The sequence below is a fragment of the Mesorhizobium ciceri biovar biserrulae WSM1271 genome (assembly GCF_000185905.1).
Lineage (GTDB): Bacteria > Pseudomonadota > Alphaproteobacteria > Rhizobiales > Rhizobiaceae > Mesorhizobium > Mesorhizobium ciceri.
Map to the genome: position 1 here is coordinate 986137 of NC_014923.1, position 17015 is coordinate 1003151.

The 17015-nt window shown below is 64.2% G+C and carries 19 protein-coding genes; 7 read left to right on the forward strand and 12 right to left on the reverse strand.

Going from position 1 to position 17015, the window contains the following annotated elements; all coding sequences use genetic code 11:
- Positions 1 to 3 precede the first annotated feature (3 nt).
- Entirely contained in the window at positions 4 to 492 is a 489-nt protein-coding gene (locus MESCI_RS04645) for a GNAT family N-acetyltransferase (protein ID WP_013528792.1), read from the forward strand.
- Here MESCI_RS04645 and MESCI_RS04650 read toward each other — a convergent pair.
- Positions 482 to 1192, reverse strand: coding sequence for a DUF805 domain-containing protein (locus tag MESCI_RS04650; protein ID WP_013528793.1), 711 nt, complete (start codon positions 1190 to 1192; stop codon positions 482 to 484). The two genes, MESCI_RS04645 and MESCI_RS04650, sit on opposite strands and share 11 nt — an antisense overlap.
- Before the next feature lie 117 nt (positions 1193 to 1309).
- Positions 1310 to 3184: a DEAD/DEAH box helicase gene (locus tag MESCI_RS04655; protein WP_013528794.1), complete on the reverse strand. Its 1875-nt coding sequence runs from the start codon at positions 3182 to 3184 to the stop codon at positions 1310 to 1312.
- Between the two features lie 198 nt (positions 3185 to 3382).
- On the opposite strand from MESCI_RS04655, the gene MESCI_RS32215 reads away from it, so the two are divergent.
- Together MESCI_RS32215 and MESCI_RS04660 are read left to right on the forward strand one after the other, a co-directional pair.
- Positions 3383 to 3532, forward strand: coding sequence for a hypothetical protein (locus MESCI_RS32215; RefSeq protein ID WP_164753489.1), 150 nt, complete (start codon positions 3383 to 3385; stop codon positions 3530 to 3532).
- A gap of 107 nt (positions 3533 to 3639) precedes the next feature.
- Positions 3640 to 4674, forward strand: coding sequence for an aspartate-semialdehyde dehydrogenase (locus MESCI_RS04660; protein ID WP_013528795.1), 1035 nt, complete (start codon positions 3640 to 3642; stop codon positions 4672 to 4674).
- A 156-nt stretch (positions 4675 to 4830) separates the two neighbouring features.
- Here the strand turns inward: MESCI_RS04660 and MESCI_RS04665 are convergent, their stop codons facing one another.
- The gene (locus MESCI_RS04665; RefSeq protein WP_013528796.1) at positions 4831 to 5238 is read right to left on the reverse strand and encodes an ACT domain-containing protein; all 408 of its coding nucleotides are present in this window, start codon (positions 5236 to 5238) and stop codon (positions 4831 to 4833) included.
- 188 nt (positions 5239 to 5426) lie between these two features.
- Between MESCI_RS04665 and MESCI_RS04670 the strand changes: the two genes are divergently transcribed.
- From MESCI_RS04670 to MESCI_RS04680, 3 genes are all read left to right on the forward strand, one after another.
- Positions 5427 to 6332 carry a bestrophin family protein gene (locus MESCI_RS04670; protein ID WP_013528797.1) on the forward strand — a complete coding sequence of 302 codons (906 nt, stop codon included), beginning with the start codon at positions 5427 to 5429 and terminating at the stop codon, positions 6330 to 6332.
- 121 nt (positions 6333 to 6453) lie between these two features.
- Positions 6454 to 6864 carry a DoxX family protein gene (locus MESCI_RS04675; protein ID WP_013528798.1) on the forward strand — a complete coding sequence of 137 codons (411 nt, stop codon included), beginning with the start codon at positions 6454 to 6456 and terminating at the stop codon, positions 6862 to 6864.
- A 134-nt stretch (positions 6865 to 6998) separates the two neighbouring features.
- Complete coding sequence (locus tag MESCI_RS04680; protein WP_013528799.1) at positions 6999 to 7262, forward strand: YMGG-like glycine zipper-containing protein; 264 nt, start codon at positions 6999 to 7001, stop codon at positions 7260 to 7262.
- An 84-nt stretch (positions 7263 to 7346) separates the two neighbouring features.
- Here MESCI_RS04680 and rpsP read toward each other — a convergent pair whose 3' ends face one another.
- The 7 genes from rpsP to MESCI_RS04715 form a co-directional block, all read right to left on the reverse strand.
- Positions 7347 to 7748: a 30S ribosomal protein S16 gene (rpsP, locus tag MESCI_RS04685; protein ID WP_013528800.1), complete on the reverse strand. Its 402-nt coding sequence runs from the start codon at positions 7746 to 7748 to the stop codon at positions 7347 to 7349.
- Positions 7749 to 7785: 37 nt separating this feature from the next.
- A complete protein-coding gene (locus MESCI_RS04690; protein ID WP_013528801.1) occupies positions 7786 to 8112 on the reverse strand; it encodes a chorismate mutase in 327 nt (108 codons plus the stop codon).
- 7 nt (positions 8113 to 8119) lie between these two features.
- Positions 8120 to 9730 carry a signal recognition particle protein gene (gene ffh, locus MESCI_RS04695; protein WP_013528802.1) on the reverse strand — a complete coding sequence of 537 codons (1611 nt, stop codon included), beginning with the start codon at positions 9728 to 9730 and terminating at the stop codon, positions 8120 to 8122.
- A gap of 290 nt (positions 9731 to 10020) precedes the next feature.
- A complete protein-coding gene (locus MESCI_RS04700) occupies positions 10021 to 10971 on the reverse strand; it encodes a CPBP family intramembrane glutamic endopeptidase (protein WP_013528803.1) in 951 nt (316 codons plus the stop codon).
- A 170-nt stretch (positions 10972 to 11141) separates the two neighbouring features.
- Positions 11142 to 11741: a DUF1236 domain-containing protein gene (locus MESCI_RS04705; protein ID WP_013528804.1), complete on the reverse strand. Its 600-nt coding sequence runs from the start codon at positions 11739 to 11741 to the stop codon at positions 11142 to 11144.
- A 63-nt stretch (positions 11742 to 11804) separates the two neighbouring features.
- Entirely contained in the window at positions 11805 to 12902 is a 1098-nt protein-coding gene (locus MESCI_RS04710; RefSeq protein ID WP_013528805.1) for a zinc-binding metallopeptidase family protein, read from the reverse strand.
- A gap of 91 nt (positions 12903 to 12993) precedes the next feature.
- Positions 12994 to 14241 (reverse strand): flavin monoamine oxidase family protein, encoded by a 1248-nt coding sequence (locus MESCI_RS04715; protein WP_013528806.1) that lies wholly within the window; start codon positions 14239 to 14241, stop codon positions 12994 to 12996.
- Between the two features lie 141 nt (positions 14242 to 14382).
- On the opposite strand from MESCI_RS04715, the gene MESCI_RS04720 reads away from it, so the two are divergent.
- Positions 14383 to 15180, forward strand: coding sequence for a lytic murein transglycosylase (locus MESCI_RS04720; protein ID WP_013528807.1), 798 nt, complete (start codon positions 14383 to 14385; stop codon positions 15178 to 15180).
- A gap of 73 nt (positions 15181 to 15253) precedes the next feature.
- Here the strand turns inward: MESCI_RS04720 and MESCI_RS04725 are convergent, their stop codons facing one another.
- Together MESCI_RS04725 and MESCI_RS04730 are read right to left on the reverse strand one after the other, a co-directional pair.
- A complete protein-coding gene (locus MESCI_RS04725; RefSeq protein WP_013528808.1) occupies positions 15254 to 15775 on the reverse strand; it encodes a hypothetical protein in 522 nt (173 codons plus the stop codon).
- Positions 15776 to 15780: 5 nt separating this feature from the next.
- On the reverse strand, positions 15781 to 17004 hold the full coding sequence (locus tag MESCI_RS04730; RefSeq protein ID WP_013528809.1) for an argininosuccinate synthase: 1224 nt from the start codon (positions 17002 to 17004) through the stop codon (positions 15781 to 15783).
- Positions 17005 to 17015: the final 11 nt, after the last annotated feature.

Genomic DNA, 17015 nt, shown 5'->3' on the forward strand with positions numbered 1-17015 from the left:
ACCGTGACGGTCGACGTCCGCTGGGCGACGATCGAGGACGCGACGACGCTCGCGGCCATGTTTTGCGAGATGGCGGAACATTATCGGCAACCGCCTCTCGATGCCGACCGGGCCCTGTCTGCGGCACGAAAATGGCTTGGCGAGGAAAGCCCGGCCTATCCGCATTTCGCGCTCGCCTTCGTCGAGGGCGAGGTCAGCGGCCTGGCGTCGGTGGCGATCGCGCATCCCGGTATCGATCTCGAGCGGCTGCTGTGCCTCAAGGACCTGTTCGTGCGCGACAAAGCCCGCGACGCTGGTGTCGGCCGGGCGCTGATCGGCTTTCTCGCCGATCATTGCCTGCGCGAAGGCATCGGCCGCATCGACCTGACCAGCGAGGACTGGAACGAAGGCGCGCAGCGCTTCTACGACCGGCTTGGCGCAGAACGCCACGGCCAGAAGGTCTTTCTCAGGCTTTCGGGCGAGGCGCTGAAGGCGATCATCCCTAGACCCTGACGCCCGCCGGCACCGGTCCCCACTGGTTTTCGCGGGCCTGCGTCGGGATCAGCGCGAAGACCAGGATGATCAGGCTGCCGATGGTCGGGATCAGCACCACCAGATAAAGCCAGCCCGAGAGGCCGATGTCATGGATGCGGCGAACGGTCATGCCGAGGCTGGGCAGCAGTGTCGCCAGGACGAAGGTGCCGCAAAGGCCGACGGTTACCGCCGCCGATACGCTGCTGTCGAAATTGCCCATTTCGTTGTCGGCGAAAAGACCGATGCCGCCGATGACAAGCAGCGAGACCACCCAGAACAGGAAATAACCCCAATATTCCTTGCGGCGGGCACGTCCGGCGAAATTGAAATAGTTCTGCGTCACGCCACGCCAGAAATAGCCCCAGAGATCGGTGGGCTCGGCCGGCCCGGAGGAACGGCCGAAATGCTGGGCCTGTGGCGCAGAAGCGGATGGTTCGTTACCGGCTTGAGTCGGCGCGGCGCTCGTACCAGCGTCGCCGGCCGGCGCAGCCGTCTCGGCGGCGATCAAAAAGACGTCGCGCGCCTGGCCGCCGCCCGCCTGGAATTCCACGCCCGCGCCCTTCCGCATAGTGGTTTCCCGGCGCAGGTTTTCGCGGGTGAAGGTGTAGCGGTTGCCGTCGGCTCCGGTGATGAAGCCGAAGCCCTGGACTTCGTCATAGTGAAGCACTTTGCCGCGCATTTGCCACCCCCACTTGCCACGTCCCTGCCAAGGTGTGGCACATGGCCGAACCGATGGGCAAGACCGCATCGGGATGCGGCCGGCGTCATGCGGGCGGATGAGGCTCGTTGCCCGGTCTTACGAAGGCCGCTTCTTCGCCTTCTTGTGCTTGGGTGCACCAGAGGTGTCGAATTTCGGCTTGCCCGGCTTCTTCGCCCATGGCTTTGCATCATGCGGGGCGGCCGGGCGCTGATCGGCTGCTGCCGGTGCACGTTTTTCGAATTTGCGCTTCGGCGCGTTGGGATCGAACGGCGCCTTGCCGCGATGCGGCTTCTTGTCGGGGCTTGGCGGCTGATAGCCGGCGCGCGACAGATCGGGCGTACCGTCGAGCCGCTTCACCAGGATGTTGCCTTGCAGCTTCCGGTCGGGACCGATCGCGGCCAGGAAGCGGTCTGCCCAATCCGCCGCGATCTGCACGTAGGTCTCTTCCGGCTGCATCTTGATGGCGCCGATCTCTCGCTTCGAGATGCTGCCGGTGCGGCATAGCATCGGGATGAGCCAGCGCGGCTCGGCATTCTGCCGGCGCCCGATCGACAGCGAGAACCAGACGCTGTCGCCGAAATCGTCGCGGCGGCTGGGCGCCTCGTCGCGGCGCGCGAAACCTTCGCCCGCCGGTCTTTCACGCGACGGCGTGAAGGGCGCGATCTCCATGAGGTCCTCGGGGGCCGAGCGGCTGGCGCGGCACTGGCGCACGAAGGCAGCGGCCACCTGTTCGGCGCCATGCCTGGCGAGCAGCGCGTCGATGAAGGAGCGCTCGTCCTCCTTCACCGGCTCATCGAAAGCCGGATCGGCAAGGATGCGCTCGTCGTCGCGCCGCATCACGTCGTCGGCCGAGGGCGGGCTCGCCCATGTCGCCTTGAGGCCGGCGTTCTGCAACAGCCGTTCGGTGCGCTTGCGGGCGCTGTTGGGCACGATCAGCGCGCTGACGCCCTTGCGCCCGGCGCGGCCGGTGCGGCCGCTGCGGTGCAGCAGCGTTTCCGGGTTGGTCGGCAAATCGGCGTGGATGACCAGCTCAAGATTGGGCAGGTCGATGCCGCGCGCCGCGACATCGGTGGCGATACAGACTTTTGCGCGGCCGTCCCGCATCGCTTGCAGCGCATGGCTGCGCTCATTCTGGCTGAGCTCGCCCGACAGGGCGACGACGGAGAAGTTGCGGTTGTTGAAGCGCGCGGTCAGATGATTGACGGCGGCACGCGTGTTGCAGAACACCAGCGCGTTCTTGGCTTCGTAATAGCGCAGCACATTGATGATGGCGTTCTCGCGGTCGGGCTGGGCGACGCTCAGCGCCCGATATTCGATGTCGAGATGCTGCTTCTCCTCGCCGGCGGCCGAAATGCGCACCGCATCGCGCTGATAGCCCTGGGCGAGCGTGGCGATCGAGCGCGGCACCGTGGCCGAGAACATCAGCGTCCGGCGTTCGGCCGGAGCGGCGTCGAGGATGAATTCGAGGTCTTCGCGAAAGCCGAGATCGAGCATCTCGTCGGCCTCGTCGAGCACCACCGCCTTCAGCGCCGACATGTCGAGCGAGCGTCGGGTGATGTGGTCGCGCAGCCGGCCGGGCGTGCCGACGACGATATGGGCGCCACGCTCCAGCACCCGCCGCTCCGAGCGCATGTCCATGCCGCCGACGCAGGACGCCACGGTGGCGCCGGTCAGTTCGTAGAGCCATTCCAGTTCGCGCGTCACCTGCAAGGCGAGTTCGCGCGTCGGCGCCACCGCCAGCGCCAGTGGTGCGGCGGCGTAGCCGAAGCGCTCCGCGCCCTCAAGCAGGGTCGGCGCCAGAGCGAGGCCGAAGGCCACCGTCTTGCCGGAGCCGGTCTGCGCCGAAACCAGCGCATCGGCCTCGCCGAGCTCGGGCGCCACGACCGCCTTCTGGACGGGCGTCAGCTCGGAATAGCCGCGTTTCTCCAGCGCCCTGGCAAGCGCTGGAACAAGTGCTTCGAAGTTGGACATCTCACTCTTTCGGAATTTTAGGGTCCGCGCTCATCACGGAGCACATGCCGGGGCGGGCCTCGCGCCAGCCAAACAATCTTGGCCGTTCGTACTTCGCGCAGCCGCGATTGTACAGGGCGCGCGCAAAACCAGGCGCCGCTCGGCAATTGACTCTTGACGCAAACCGCGTAAAAGCCGGCACCGAACGGGACAGTTTCGATGCGCGGCCTTTTGACGGCTCTTCCTGCATTCGATGCCCCCAGCCTCAATGCACATCATTGGGCCGGGCGCGTCGGCGCGTCTCCTCGTTTCAGCAAAACCGCATTCTTGGCCAAGAAAACTGGCAAAACCACCACCAAAACGGTGTGATTCCCTTGGCCTAACCACCCTCTCCCGGGTTCGGCCCGGGGGACGGAACCCGCAGCGGCCAGCGGGTTTCTCCAAAAACCAAGCGGAGAGGGACAGGAGATTTTTCGATGAGTTTCAAGGTAGCGATCGTCGGCGCCACGGGCAATGTGGGCCGGGAAATGCTCAACATATTGGAAGAGCGCGGCTTTCCGGTAAGCGAAGTCGTGGCGCTGGCGTCGCGGCGCAGCCAGGGCACGGAAGTGTCGTTCGGCGACCGCACGCTGAAGGTGAAGACGCTCGACCAGTATGATTTTTCCGACACCGACATCTGCATCATGTCGGCCGGCGGCAGCGTCTCCAAGGAATGGTCGCCGAAGATCGGCAAGCAGGGCTGCGTCGTCATCGATAATTCGTCGGCCTTCCGCTACGACCAGGACGTGCCGCTGATCGTGCCGGAAGTGAACCCGGACGCGATCTCGCTGTTCACGCGCAAGAACATCATCGCCAATCCGAACTGCTCGACGGCGCAGCTGGTGGTGGCATTGAAGCCGCTGCACGATTTCGCCACCATCAAGCGCGTCGTCGTCGCCACCTATCAATCGGTGTCGGGCGCCGGCAAGGAAGGCATGGACGAACTCTTTACCCAGACCCGCGCGGTCTTCGTCGCCGATGGCGTCGAGGTCAAGAAGTTCACCAAGCGCATCGCCTTCAATGTCATCCCGCACATCGACGTCTTCCTCGACGACGGCTCCACCAAGGAAGAGTGGAAGATGGTCGCCGAGACCAAGAAGATGCTCGACCCCAAGATCAAGCTGACGGCGACCTGCGTGCGCGTGCCGGTGTTCATCGGCCACTCGGAAGCGGTCAACATCGAGTTCGAAAAGCCGATCACCGCCGACGACGCGCGGGATATCCTGCGTGAAGCCCCAGGCTGCCAGGTGTTGGACAAGCGAGAGGACGGAGGCTACATCACGCCGCTGGAATCGGCCGGCGAGGACGCCACCTTCATCTCGCGCATCCGCGAGGATTCGACCATCGACAACGGCCTGTCGATGTGGATCGTCTCCGACAATCTGCGCAAGGGCGCCGCACTCAACGCGGTGCAGATCGCCGAGCTTTTGGTCGAGCGCGGCCTGATCCAGCCGAAGAAGAAGGCGGCCTGACGGCTGATCTAGTTTTCGCTCACGGGCCGCACCGCCGCTAGCGCGGCTGGCCCGCGGTCGCGGGCTCCGCCCTCGGCCGGGATGCTGAAGGTTTGCGGAGCATTGATGAAGGCCAATCTCCCCCACGAGGGGGAGATCGGCAGCTTCGCCGATGCGCTACACTCGGTTGTCCTCGGCCAGCCCGATCAGCAGCTTCAGTGCCTCCTCCGCCCTATCGGCGGGAACGAACAGATGGTCGTGATAAAAGGCCGAAACCGGGTTCACGCCCATGCCGGCGGCGGCTAGGCGCGTGGTGATGGCGGCGAGGAAGCCGACGGCTTCCAGCGACGAATGGATGTTCAGCGTCAGCATCCGGCAGCGGAACGAAGCGGTCAGTGCCGCGGCGTTGGCCTCCTCCTCGGTCACGATCAGCGTCACACCCTCGCGCTCGCGAAACACCATCACCGGCTCAACGCCTTCCGGCTGAGGGACGCCGGGTGCCAGCGTGACGAAGACATAGGCGCCGGCGAGCAGCTCCGGTGTCATCGACGCCAGCAGTGTCTTGAGATCGGTTTCGCCGGCCATCTGTCTTCCCTCGCCTGCAAAAAACGGGCCGCAGCCCACGTGCTCTTCAATATCCGCGACCGGCGCGTGCCGATAGTCCAGGCGCTGCAAGGACGACATGGCGATGTCGCTGGCGGCTGGGCTTGCAGAGCTGTCGCATCGCACAATAGAGAAGCTGAGGGCCAGTGCCGGTCCGTGAAAGGCCTTCGATGATCGTTCGCCCGCGCCCCACATTCCTGCAGCTGTTCTTCATCATGCGCGGTTCGGTCGTGCCACGCATTCTGCCGCAAATATTGGGCTTCGCGCTTTATTCCGCGATCGTCCTGGCCGCGGCGCGCCGGTTCCAGCTTGATTTCAGCGTCTTCAACATCACGCCTTTCGGCCTGGTCGGCGTGACATTGTCGATCTATCTCTCGTTCCGCAACAACGCCGCCTACGACCGTTGGTGGGAGGCGCGCAAGCTGTGGGGCGCGCTGGTCTTCGAAATGCGCAACCTGGCACGCGCCACCACCAGCCTCATCCCGGACCAGACTGAACAGCGCGCCTTGCTGATGGAAGCGCTCGCCTTCTGTCATTTCCTGCGCGGGCAGCTGCGCAAGATCGACAGCATGAAGGATGCCCGTGCCTTCATCGACGCGGAGGCGGACAAGGCAGCAGCCTTTTCCAATCCGGCGGATGAGATGGTCAGGCGGATGGGCCGGCGTGCCAATGCGCAGCGCCTGGCGGGCGACGTCGACACGATCGGCTTTCGTATCCTCGATGAGAGGCTCGCGTCGGTCGCGGCCATCCAGGCCGGCTGCGAGCGGATCGCCGGTACGCCCTTGCCGTTCGCCTATACGCTGCTGGTGCATCGCACGGCCTATATCGTCTGCCTGCTGCTGCCGGTCGGCCTGATCTCGACCACCGGTTGGGCGACGCCGCTGTTCACCGCGCTGATCGCCTACACTTTCTTCGGCCTCGACGCGCTGTCGGAAGAGCTCGAGGATCCGTTCGGCACCGAAGCCAACGACCTCGCTCTCGACAGCCTCTGCCGTGTCTGCGAAATCTCGGTGTTCGAGGCGCTTGGCGAAACGCCGCCGAAGATGATCCCGGCGGAAAAGTTCTATTTTTCGTAGGCAAAGGCGCGCGGGCTTAGCGGGATTAAAAGAATCCGCCCCGCTGTCGGATCGCCGCTCCATGCCACGTCCTTGGTTCGACCCCAGCAAGAAGGGGATAGAACCATCAGGAGGGACCATCATGAGCATTTCCGAAACCGCGCCCGTCTCGCCGGGCGCTTTGTGGACCGGCCGCGCGCTCAGCGGCGTCATCGTGCTGTTCATGATCTTCGACGGCGCCATCAAGCTGCCGCCGCTCGATATCGTCGTCCAGACGATGGTACCGCTTGGCTGGCCGGCCGATCCGAATGTCGCGCGCATGCTTGGCGTCATCGGCCTGATCTCGACCGCTCTCTATGCGCTGCCGCGCACCTCGGTGCTCGGCGCCATCCTGCTTACTGCCTATATGGGCGGCGCCATCGCCACCAATGTCCGCGTCGACAACCCGCTGTTCTCGCACATTCTGTTCGGCGTCTATCTCGGCATTATCCTGTGGGGTGGCCTGTATCTGCGCGATCCCAGGCTCCGCGCGCTGATCCCGTTCAGCCGTTAGATCCAGATCGAAGCACCGCTTTCGGCTCGAAGCCTGAACCCTTTGCCGGGCAATATCTCAGGGATCGAATCGTCGAGTTGCGAGTTAGAGATTCGCCCGGCGGCGGAGGCGGCTCCTATCGGAGAGGAACGACGATGAAGAAAACGATGCTTTTGATGGCGCTGCTGGTGCCGCTCGCCGCTTGTTCGCAAACGGAAAAAGGCGCGGCCGTAGGCGGCCTCGGTGGCGCTGCCGTCGGTGCGGCCGTCGCCGGCGATCCGGTTGAAGGCGCCGTCGTCGGTGGTGCTGTCGGCGCTGTTGCCGGCGCGCTGATCGGCCGGGCGAGCGAGCGTGGCGAATGCCGCTACCGCGATAGCCGTGGCCGCGTCTATATTGACCGCTGCCCGCGCGGCTATTGACCGGGCGGCTTTTACAGACAGGGTCGAATGAAAAAACGGCGGGCACATGGCCCGCCGTTTTCCTGGATGCGATAGAGCAAATACTTATTCGGCGGTTGCGGCTTCCGCCTCGGCCGGTGCAGCCGCGGCGGCGGCAACGGCAGCAGCGGCATCTTCCTGCGCCTTCTTCAGAAGAGCAGCGCGTTCCTGCGCCTTCTTGCCCGGCTCGGCCTTCTTCGGGTTGGAACGGGCGTCGCGCTTGACGAGGCCGGCCTCGTCGAGGAAGCGCAGCACGCGGTCGGTCGGCTGGGCGCCATGCGCCAGCCAATGCTTGACGCGGTCGGCGTCGACCTTGACGCGTTCGCCGTCCTTGGGCAGCAGCGGGTTCCACGAGCCGATGGACTCGATGAACCGGCCGTCACGCGGCGAACGGGCGTCGGCAATGACGACGTGGTAGTAAGGACGTTTCTTCGAGCCCGCACGGGCCAGTCGGATCTTCAAGGGCATTTCTTTTCTCCTAAAAACTAAGTTCGTTGATTGGGTTTCAGTTGGTTTTCGTCACGCCGTTAGAAGCGGCGATCTGTTCGTGGTGGCGGATCACTTCGCGGACGACGAAGTTGAGGAACTTTTCCGCGAAATCCGGGTCGAGATGGGCATCCTTCGCCAGCTGGCGAAGCCGGGCGATCTGCTGCTGCTCGCGTGCCGGGTCGGCCGGCGGCAAGCCATGAGTCGCCTTCAGCACGCCAACCGCCTTGGTGCAGCGGAAGCGCTCGGCAAGCATGTGGATGAGGGCTGCGTCGATGTTGTCGATCGACGCCCGGTAATCTGCCAGGAGGGCGCGGGCGTCGGCCATGTCCTTTTCTTCGTTCATGGCGTCCTCACTTCTTCTTGCCAAGGCCGGGCAGCCCGCCACCGCCGAGGCCGGGAAGCCCGGGAAGTTTCATGCCGCCGGGCAAACCTGGCATCCCGCTGGGCAGGCCACCGCCGCCGGGAAGGCCTTTCATGCCGCCGCCTAGGCCGGCTGCCTGCGCCTGCTTCTGCAAGGCTTCGAGCTGCTTGGGATCCATCTTCGACAGGTCCGGCATGCCGCCGCCCATCATGCCACCCATACCGCCGGGCATCATGCCGCCGAGGCCCATCTTGGAGGCGAGGCCGCCCATCATGCCGCGCATCAGGCCGCCGCCTTTGCCCTTGCCGCCCATCGCCTTCATCATGTCGGCCATGCCGCGATGCATCTTGAGCAGCTTGTTGATTTCGGCCGCGTCGGTGCCGGAACCGGCAGCGATGCGCTTCTTGCGCGAATGCTTGAGCAAATCGGGATTGGCGCGCTCTGCCTTGGTCATCGACGAGATGATGGCGAGCTGGCGGCCGAACATCTTGTCGTCGAGACCGGCGGCGGCCATCTGGTCCTTCATCTTGCCCATGCCGGGCATCATGCCCATGATGCCGCCCATGCCGCCCATCTTCGACATCTGCTGAAGCTGGCCGGCGAGATCGTTCAGGTCGAACTTGCCCGACTGCATCTTCTTGGCCATCGCCGCCGCCTGTTCGACGTCGATGTTCTCGGCGGCCTTTTCGACGAGCGAGACAATGTCGCCCATGCCGAGGATGCGGTCAGCGATGCGCTTGGGGTGGAATTCCTCCAGCCCGTCCATCTTTTCGCCGGTGCCGATCAGCTTGATCGGCTTGCCGGTGACGGCGCGCATCGAAAGGGCAGCACCGCCACGGCCGTCGCCGTCCATGCGGGTCAGCACGAGACCGGTGATGCCGACGCGCTCGTCGAAGCTCTTGGCCAGGTTGACGGCGTCCTGGCCGGTCAGCGAATCGGCGACCAGCAGGATTTCGTGCGGGCTCGATACCTTCTTGATGTCGGCCATCTCGACCATCAGCGGCTCGTCAATATGGGTGCGGCCGGCGGTGTCGAGGATGACGACGTCGTGGCCGCCGAGCTTGGCCGCCTGCACGGCGCGGCGCGCGATGTCGACCGGCGACTGGCCGTCGATGATCGGCAGCGTGGCGACCTTGACCTGTTCGCCGAGCTGGCGAAGCTGCTCCTGCGCGGCGGGGCGCCGCGTGTCGAGCGAGGCCATCAGGACCTTCTTGTTCTGACGCTCGGAAAGACGCTTGGCGATCTTGGCCGAAGTGGTCGTCTTGCCGGAACCCTGCAGGCCGACCATCATGATGACGACCGGCGCCGGGGCATTGAGATCGATGGCGACGCCTTCGGCGCCGAGCATGTCGACCAGTTCGTCATGAACGATCTTGACGACCATCTGGCCGGGCTTGATCGACTTGACCACGGCAGCGCCGACGGCTTTCTCGCGCACCTTGTCGGTGAAGGAGCGCACCACTTCCAGCGCCACGTCGGCTTCGAGCAGCGCACGGCGCACCTCGCGCAGCGCCGCCGAGACATCAGCCTCCGACAGCGCGCCGCGGCCGGTCAGGCCGTTCAGGATCGAACCAAGACGTTCCTGTAGCGATTCAAACATTCGTTTTCCTTTTCCCTGGCACCCGGATGGTGCCCGAGAGGTAATGCGTTCGCGCCCAGTGTCCAACCAAAAGTCCAAGCAAAAGCCAAAACCAAAAAGCACCCGGGGGCGCTCAGCGCTGCCGGGTGTTGGCCTCCAGGATCGATTTACAGCACTTCACCTCAAAGAGGTTTCGGCGTCCTGGTCGGCTTGCTCGGAGGGATACTCGTCGCGGAAGTCGAGGCGTGTAGACAGGAAATCTGCGCAAGAGTCAAGACAAGGGCCGGGTAGCGTCGTTCCCGGACCCGCATTCAGGCCGTGCTCGCGCGGTCCGGAAGCTCGGCGGCGACCTTGAGCGGCGAGCGCGGATGCAAAAGCAGCCCGATGGTCAGCAGGCTGCAGGCGATGCCGATGAAGGCGATGAGAACCGCATCCGACGTTGCCCAGCCCGGTCCCTCGAGCGGCCTGGCGTTGAACAGGGCGAAGGAATTGTAGCTTTCCTGATGCGAGATCAGCAGGAAGCCGGTCAGGTTGTTGCCGAGATGAGCACCCAGCGCGGCGCCGAGATTGCCTGTTGCGTAAACGACAAGCGTCAGCAGCAACGCGAAAGCGGCGATCGACGCCAGCACACAGGCGTTGATGGCTGGCGACGAACTCGCACTCCAATGCAGCGAGGTGAACAGCAGGGCCGGCAGCAGCGCCCAGATGAACGGGCTCTTGAACCGGCTGGCCAGCCCGCGCAGCAGGTAGCCGCGAAACAGCAACTCTTCCGACGAGGTCTGCAACAGAGTGAGCGCGGCGATCGGGATCGCAAACAGCAGCCAGGACGACAGGCTGATCGGGCCGCGCGCGATCTGCGGCTGCAAGAGATAGAGCAGGATTTCGGAGATCAACGAGGTGATCAGCACCGCGATCAGCCCCTTGAGGAAGCCGGACCATGAAACACGCCGGCTGTTGCCGAGCAGCGCCGACAGCTTCTCGCCATGCACCCAGCGCATCGCGACCCACAGGCCGATCCAGATGCCGGCGAACGAGACGAGCGCGGTGAGGATGCCGATGGGCGAGGCGAGGAAACCCTGCATGCCGGATGATGGGGCCGCCTGCCGGGCGAAGAAGGCATAGGTGCCGCCGACCAGCACGGCCACGGTGGTTGCTGCCCAAAAAAGGACGACGATCCCCGTTCCGAGCAACAGGCGCGGCAAGGTCGTCCTGGCGTTCGGCGAATGCCTGTAGCGCTCGAAGGCGGCCGGATCGATGGTCACGCGGGCTCCTTTGCCAAAGTCATCGCCTATTGACTAACCGACCGCCGGAAAAATCGGAAGTTTTCCGCAAAGGACAATGCTCAGAGCAGCGTCGGCGCACAAGAGGCGACGCTGCGGTGCCGCCTGCCGGCGGCCGCTGCTGTGGCAGCGGCCGCTTATGCCAATTGTCGTCAGCGCACGACGTACATGATGCGCCGGGTCTGCGGATCGATCAGCGCCCGCTGGCCGTTCACATAGACATAGCGGTAATTATAGTCCGGAATCTCGCGCAGCTCGACGGTGTCGGGCAGGGTCGCGCCGGTGACCACTTCGCCTTCCAGATAGATGGGATCGAGGCGATGCGTGTCGACATAGGTGCGGACTTCAACCGGGGGCGGCGGGAAGTCATCCACGACCGGATCGCTGGCGATGATCGCGCCGGTATAATCGGTCGAGTAGTTGCCGATGTCCTCCGGCGGCGAGACGACAGCAACGCTGGCGCGCCGTTGCGTCAGCACCACCCGGCTGCCGCCTATATCGGCCGTCACATAGTCGGAATAGACCCAGCCCTGGCCGCCGGCCTCGGCTATGGTGCACCATTTGCTGTTTTCGATGCAGCCATTGAGCGTTGCCGACTGACCGGCGGCGAGCACGCCGATGACAGGGTATTGCGGGCCGGGTCCGGCGCGAACGTTAAGGTCGGTGATGGCTGAGACGGCGGTGTCGGCAAACGCGGCGCCCGACATCACGGTCAGCATTCCGGCGACCGCCGGAAACAACAGGGATTTCATGGTTTCTCTCCGTTTTCATGGTCCCTCGCCAGCGAAAACGGGGCAGCAGCTCATGCGTTCCCGCTAAAGCGCCTGTGCCAACTCACGATTTGTTCCCTGTTCTCCAGGCAAATCGGTCAGAAGTTCGTGAACGAAGTCCAATTTCCGCGCCGTGACGTCCGAAATGACAAAGGGATAGAGGTCCGGCAGGCCCATGCAGCGGTTGATCGAATTGGAGGCTTCCGACAGCACCAGCCAGCGGGCAAGGATCTTTTCGAAAGACTCGGGCGCGGTCGGCGGCTCCGAGGGTGCGGCCTGCAATTCGCCGCCTGTGTCGCCGCGCGGCAAGTCGTTGGCCTCCACCGTCTCCAGCCGGCCGAGCGGAAAGTTCAGTGCGTGCACCATTTCCAGCGTGTCGGTGATGTGCAGGTGGTGAGCCCAGGTCTCGGCCCAGTCCTCCCATGGATGCGAGGTCGCATAGGCCGAGATGTGGCCTTGCTGCCAGTCGGGCGGCGCACCATTGGCATAATAGGCCTTCAGCGCCTGTTCGTAATCGGCGCGGTCATCGCCGAACAGTGCGCGGAAAGCTTCGAGCCGGTGCGGATCGTCGCGGATCAGGCGGTCCCAGTAATAGTGCCCAAGCTCATGACGGAAATGACCGAGCAAGGTGCGGTAGTTCTCGCCCATCTCGACGCGCCGCTTCTCGCGCTCGGCCGAATCCGCCTCGGCGACGTTGAGCGTGATCAGGCCATTGTCGTGGCCGGTCAGGATCCGCTCGCCGCCGGGGCCGCCGCCGATCGGATCGGCGAGGAAGTCGAAGGCCAGCCCGATCTCGTCGGCGGGGTTCTGCTTGGGCGCCACCGGCAGCCCGAAGGCCAGCAGCGAATAGATGGCGCGCTTCTTCGCCGCTTCGACACGGATCCAGCGGCGGCGGTTGCCGTCGACGGAGAGATCCGGGATCAACTGGTTGAGCGCACAGGCGCGGCAAAAGGCGTGTCCGGGCTCGGCCATCCAGTTGCAGGCGCATTCATCGGCGTTGGTGCACTGGAAGATGCCGTCGGCGCTCGCCAGCGCGAAACAAGCGTGCTCGGGATCGTAGAGCACGGGGTTCCCGCAGTTCAGGCACTGGGCGTTCTCGAAATAGATGCGATGGCCGCAATGGGGGCAGTCGAAGAGTTTCATGTCGGTCTCAATTCACCGGAGGTGACATAGATGTTCACGGCGGCCCGTGCCCAACGCGAACAGCCGCGCGGCGTTCCACATTTTCCTGAAGCTATTTGGCCGCAAGCTGGGCGACAACCTGTCTTGCCACCGCTTCGCCCGACAGCCGTGCGCCGCCGCAGGTCTGCATCAGCGGGCCGGCCAAGTGCTCGCCGGCGAAGAAGATCTTGTCGGCCACCGGCTGCATGAGCGCGGCGCGCGCCAGGGAACGGCCAGGGCGGGCGGCGGCGTAGGCGCCGCGCACGAAGCGCTCGCCGCCCCAATTGGTCATCATGGCGCGTCCGACATGCTTGCGCGTATCGCCACCGAAGATGCCGCACAGCCGGTCGACGACGAAGTCGATGCCGGCCGCCTCGCCGGCCGCCGACATTTCCCAGGCGAAATCGCCGCCGACGAACCCGACCATCAGGTCAAGGTCGAACGGGAAGCACAGGAAATAGATGTCGTGCCTGGCCATCCGTTCGATCAGCAGGTCGTCGAAAGGCTGCAGCCCGAGCCTTGTGCCCGATATTTCGACCGGCAATTTGGTCAGCATGCCCATCGGCAGGTCGAAGAAGGCGCCAAAATGGGTGTCGGGCAGGGCCGGCGAGAACGCGATCTCCTCGAAGGCGAGCACCGCCGGCGAAGCGGTCACGATCACCGCTTTGGCGCGGACGGTGCCGCGATCGGTGACGCAGGCGACGCCGGGCACGTCCCACAGGATCTTACGCACCGGCGTCGACAGTTCGACCGGCACGCCGGCGCCGAAACGCGCCACCAGCGCGCCAAGGCCCTCCTTGCTGAAGTAGTTCGGGTCGAGATCGGCGGCGGCCTGGAAGTCCAGGATCGAGATTTCGTCCTCGTCGGCGCCGAAATCCATCGGCCCGGCGAAGGTGGCGGCGGCGCGCGGCGCATGGCCTTTTGCCAACAGCGCCGAAAGACGATCGTCATCTCCGTCCTTCACTTCATGCCTGGCCAGCAGTTCGAACAGCTTTGCGTCGGCGGCCTTCATGTCGGCTTCTTCCGCTTCGCTCGCCTTGCGCTCGCGGTAGTAGAGATGATCGACATTCATGTCGTGATGATGCAACGTCCAGCCTGCCACTTGCGCTTCGGGAAAATAGGGATTGCGGTCGGCGGCATGCAGCCAGGCGCAGCCGATGTCGAAAGGCACGCCGAAATGCTGGTCGCTGGTCCAGGCTCGCCCGCCGATTCTGTCCATCGCTTCGAGCAGCGTGAAGGAAAGCCCCGCCGCCTGCAGGGTTTTGGCAGCGGCAAGACCCGCCGAGCCGGCGCCGATGATGACGACATCAACGTCTTGCATGCAGCCCCCTTGCCACAATAATCACTTGATCCTAGGCAAATTCCACGGCATTCGCCAGCATTGCAGCGGTGACAGTGACAAGTGCGCGTTTCGCTGGCAAGTTCGCAATTGGGACGTGATTCAGGCAACCAGGAGATCAACATGGCAATTCTTGCCAAGGGAAAGATGTTTGCAGCGGCCGTGGTGGCGGTGCTTGCGCTGGCGACGGGCGCACAGGCAGCGGCCAGCTGCGGCAAGACCGGCGCCGGCTTCGAGGCCTGGAAGCAGGACTTTGCCGCGCAGGCCAGGTCGGAAGGTGTAGGCGCCAAGGGGCTGGCCGCTCTGGCCGGGGCAAACTACGCGACAAAGACCATCTCAGTCGACCGCGGCATTCACAAGGCCTTCAGCGGCTCGGTGGACGATTTCATGCGGCGGCGCGGCGGCGCGGCGATTATCTCCAAGGGCCGGTCGCTGAAGAAGTCGAATGCGGCGCTGTTCTCCAAGATCGAAGCGAATTACGGCGTGTCGCCGGGCGTGTTGCTGGCCATCTGGGGTATGGAAACCGGCTTCGGTTCGGCCATGGGCAACCAGAACACCGTCTCTGCGATTTTGACGCTTGCCTATGATTGCCGCCGCCCGGGGTTCTTCTACCCGCATGCGATCGCCGCCCTGAAGCTGGTCGATCGCGGGGCGCTGACTGCCTCGTCGGTCGGGGCCGCGCATGGCGAGATCGGACACACGCAGTTCCTGCCAGGAAACGTCCTGAAATATGGCGTCGGCGGCGGAAACCTGCGCGACAAGGGCACGGCGCTGGCTTCCACCGCCAACTTCCTCAAGGGTCATGGCTGGCGGGCAGGTGCGAGCGCGAGTGCGAATATGGGCGCGATTGCCGGCTGGAATTCCGCGAGCGTCTATCAGCAGGCCATCGCCCGCATTGCCACGGCGATCGACGGCGATTGACGGACCATGCACCGGGCAGAAGGCCCCGGCCATTTTTTGACTTGATCGAAAACCCGGCGTGAATGCCGGGTTTTTATTTGATTTCGAGCGTGTAGGAGCAGCCGGCCAGGGTCTTGCCGGGATGGGACTCGACGGTCGAGACGTTGAGCTTGACGTCCGTGGAGAAGGTCAATCCTTCCGACTCTTCGGTGCTTTGGAAAACGGCCTTTTCGCCAAGGAATTTTTGCGGCGTGGAAAACACGGCCATGACGTCGAGTTCTTTTGCAAGCTCCGGCGCGGCAACGCCGTCGAGCACGGCCATCGGCCCCGCAGCGGTAAACACGATCGATCCTGTCTCGCGGTTGAACACGCGGATTTTGGCCGGCAGTTCGTATTGGCTGAGAAACGGATTGCCGGAGGCAACCTCCTTCCAGCCAAGCGTTTCAACGGCACCCGGTGCGCTGGACAGCCACAGGGCAAAGTCGTTGTAGGTCGGAACGTCCGCCCTGCACTCGATCAGCGCGGGAAGGTCAAGAGAGGCGGGGTCGAACTCCTGGCCGGCGGCCGGCGTCGCCAGAACAACCAGCGGCGCCAGGCAGCGACCGAAACCGCGCATCCGCCCTACTTGGCGCGGTTGCGCGCTGCCAGCGTTCTCAGCCGCAGTGCATTGAGGCGGATGAAGCCGGCGGCGTCCTTCTGGTCATAGGCGCCACGGTCGTCCTCGAAAGTGACCAGCGCATCGGAGTAAAGCGTCTTCTTCGACTTGCGGCCGGTGACCATGACGTTGCCCTTGTAGAGCTTGAGCCGCACCGTGCCCTCGACGTCTTCCTGGCTCTTGTCGATCATCGCCTGCAGCATCAGCCGTTCGGGCGCGAACCAGAAGCCGTTATAGATCAGCTCGGCGTAACGCGGCATGAACTCGTCCTTGAGGTGGGCCGCACCTCGGTCGAGCGTGATCGATTCGATGGCCCGGTGGGCGGCGATCAGGATGGTGCCGCCTGGCGTTTCGTAGACGCCGCGCGACTTCATGCCGACGAAGCGGTTCTCGACCAGGTCGAGCCGGCCGATGCCATTGTCGCGGCCAAGATCGTTGAGTGTCGCCAGCATGGTTGCCGGCGACAATTTCTTGCCGTTCAGCGCGATCGGATCGCCCTTCAGGAACTCGATCTCGATCTCGGTGACCTTGTCCGGCGCGTCCATCGGCGAAACGGTGCGCTGATGAACGAATTCCGGCGGCTCCACCCACGGGTCTTCCAGCACCTTGCCCTCGGAGGACGAATGCAAGAGGTTGGCGTCGACCGAGAACGGTGCATCGCCCTTCTTGTCCTTCGGCACCGGGATCTGGTGCTGCTCGGCGAAATTCATCAGGTCGGTACGCGACTTGAACGTCCAGTCGCGCCACGGCGCGATGACCTTGATGTCGGGGTTCAGTGCGTAAGCCGAGAGCTCGAAGCGAACCTGATCGTTGCCCTTGCCGGTGGCGCCATGCGCGATCGCATCGGCGCCGGTTTCCCGGGCTATATCGACCAGATGCTTGGAGATCAGCGGCCGGGCGATCGAGGTGCCGAGCAGATAGGTGCCTTCATAGACGGTGTTGGCGCGGAACATCGGGAAGACGAAGTCGGCGACGAATTCCTCGCGCACATCGACGATACGGATGTCCTTGATGCCCATCATCTCGGCCTTGCGGCGCGCCGGTTCCAGCTCTTCACCCTGACCGAGATCGGCGGTGAAGGTGATGACCTCGGCGCCGAACTCGGTCTGCAGCCATTTCAGGATGATGGATGTGTCGAGACCGCCGGAATAGGAGAGCACGACTTTCTTGATGTCTTTGGTTTTGGACATTTTTACCCCGT

Coding starts and splice junctions, on each gene's coding strand:
- MESCI_RS04650 (WP_013528793.1), bottom strand. CDS start 1,192: ATGCGCGGCAAAGTGCTTCACTATGACGAAGTCCAGGGCTTCGGCTTC.
- MESCI_RS04655 (WP_013528794.1), bottom strand. CDS start 3,184: ATGTCCAACTTCGAAGCACTTGTTCCAGCGCTTGCCAGGGCGCTGGAG.
- MESCI_RS32215 (WP_164753489.1), top strand. CDS start 3,383: ATGCGCGGCCTTTTGACGGCTCTTCCTGCATTCGATGCCCCCAGCCTC.
- MESCI_RS04660 (WP_013528795.1), top strand. CDS start 3,640: ATGAGTTTCAAGGTAGCGATCGTCGGCGCCACGGGCAATGTGGGCCGG.
- MESCI_RS04665 (WP_013528796.1), bottom strand. CDS start 5,238: ATGGCCGGCGAAACCGATCTCAAGACACTGCTGGCGTCGATGACACCG.
- MESCI_RS04670 (WP_013528797.1), top strand. CDS start 5,427: ATGATCGTTCGCCCGCGCCCCACATTCCTGCAGCTGTTCTTCATCATG.
- MESCI_RS04675 (WP_013528798.1), top strand. CDS start 6,454: ATGAGCATTTCCGAAACCGCGCCCGTCTCGCCGGGCGCTTTGTGGACC.
- MESCI_RS04680 (WP_013528799.1), top strand. CDS start 6,999: ATGAAGAAAACGATGCTTTTGATGGCGCTGCTGGTGCCGCTCGCCGCT.
- rpsP (WP_013528800.1), bottom strand. CDS start 7,748: ATGCCCTTGAAGATCCGACTGGCCCGTGCGGGCTCGAAGAAACGTCCT.
- MESCI_RS04690 (WP_013528801.1), bottom strand. CDS start 8,112: ATGAACGAAGAAAAGGACATGGCCGACGCCCGCGCCCTCCTGGCAGAT.
- ffh (WP_013528802.1), bottom strand. CDS start 9,730: ATGTTTGAATCGCTACAGGAACGTCTTGGTTCGATCCTGAACGGCCTG.
- MESCI_RS04705 (WP_013528804.1), bottom strand. CDS start 11,741: ATGAAATCCCTGTTGTTTCCGGCGGTCGCCGGAATGCTGACCGTGATG.
- MESCI_RS04710 (WP_013528805.1), bottom strand. CDS start 12,902: ATGAAACTCTTCGACTGCCCCCATTGCGGCCATCGCATCTATTTCGAG.
- MESCI_RS04715 (WP_013528806.1), bottom strand. CDS start 14,241: ATGCAAGACGTTGATGTCGTCATCATCGGCGCCGGCTCGGCGGGTCTT.
- MESCI_RS04720 (WP_013528807.1), top strand. CDS start 14,383: ATGGCAATTCTTGCCAAGGGAAAGATGTTTGCAGCGGCCGTGGTGGCG.
- MESCI_RS04725 (WP_013528808.1), bottom strand. CDS start 15,775: ATGCGCGGTTTCGGTCGCTGCCTGGCGCCGCTGGTTGTTCTGGCGACG.
- MESCI_RS04730 (WP_013528809.1), bottom strand. CDS start 17,004: ATGTCCAAAACCAAAGACATCAAGAAAGTCGTGCTCTCCTATTCCGGC.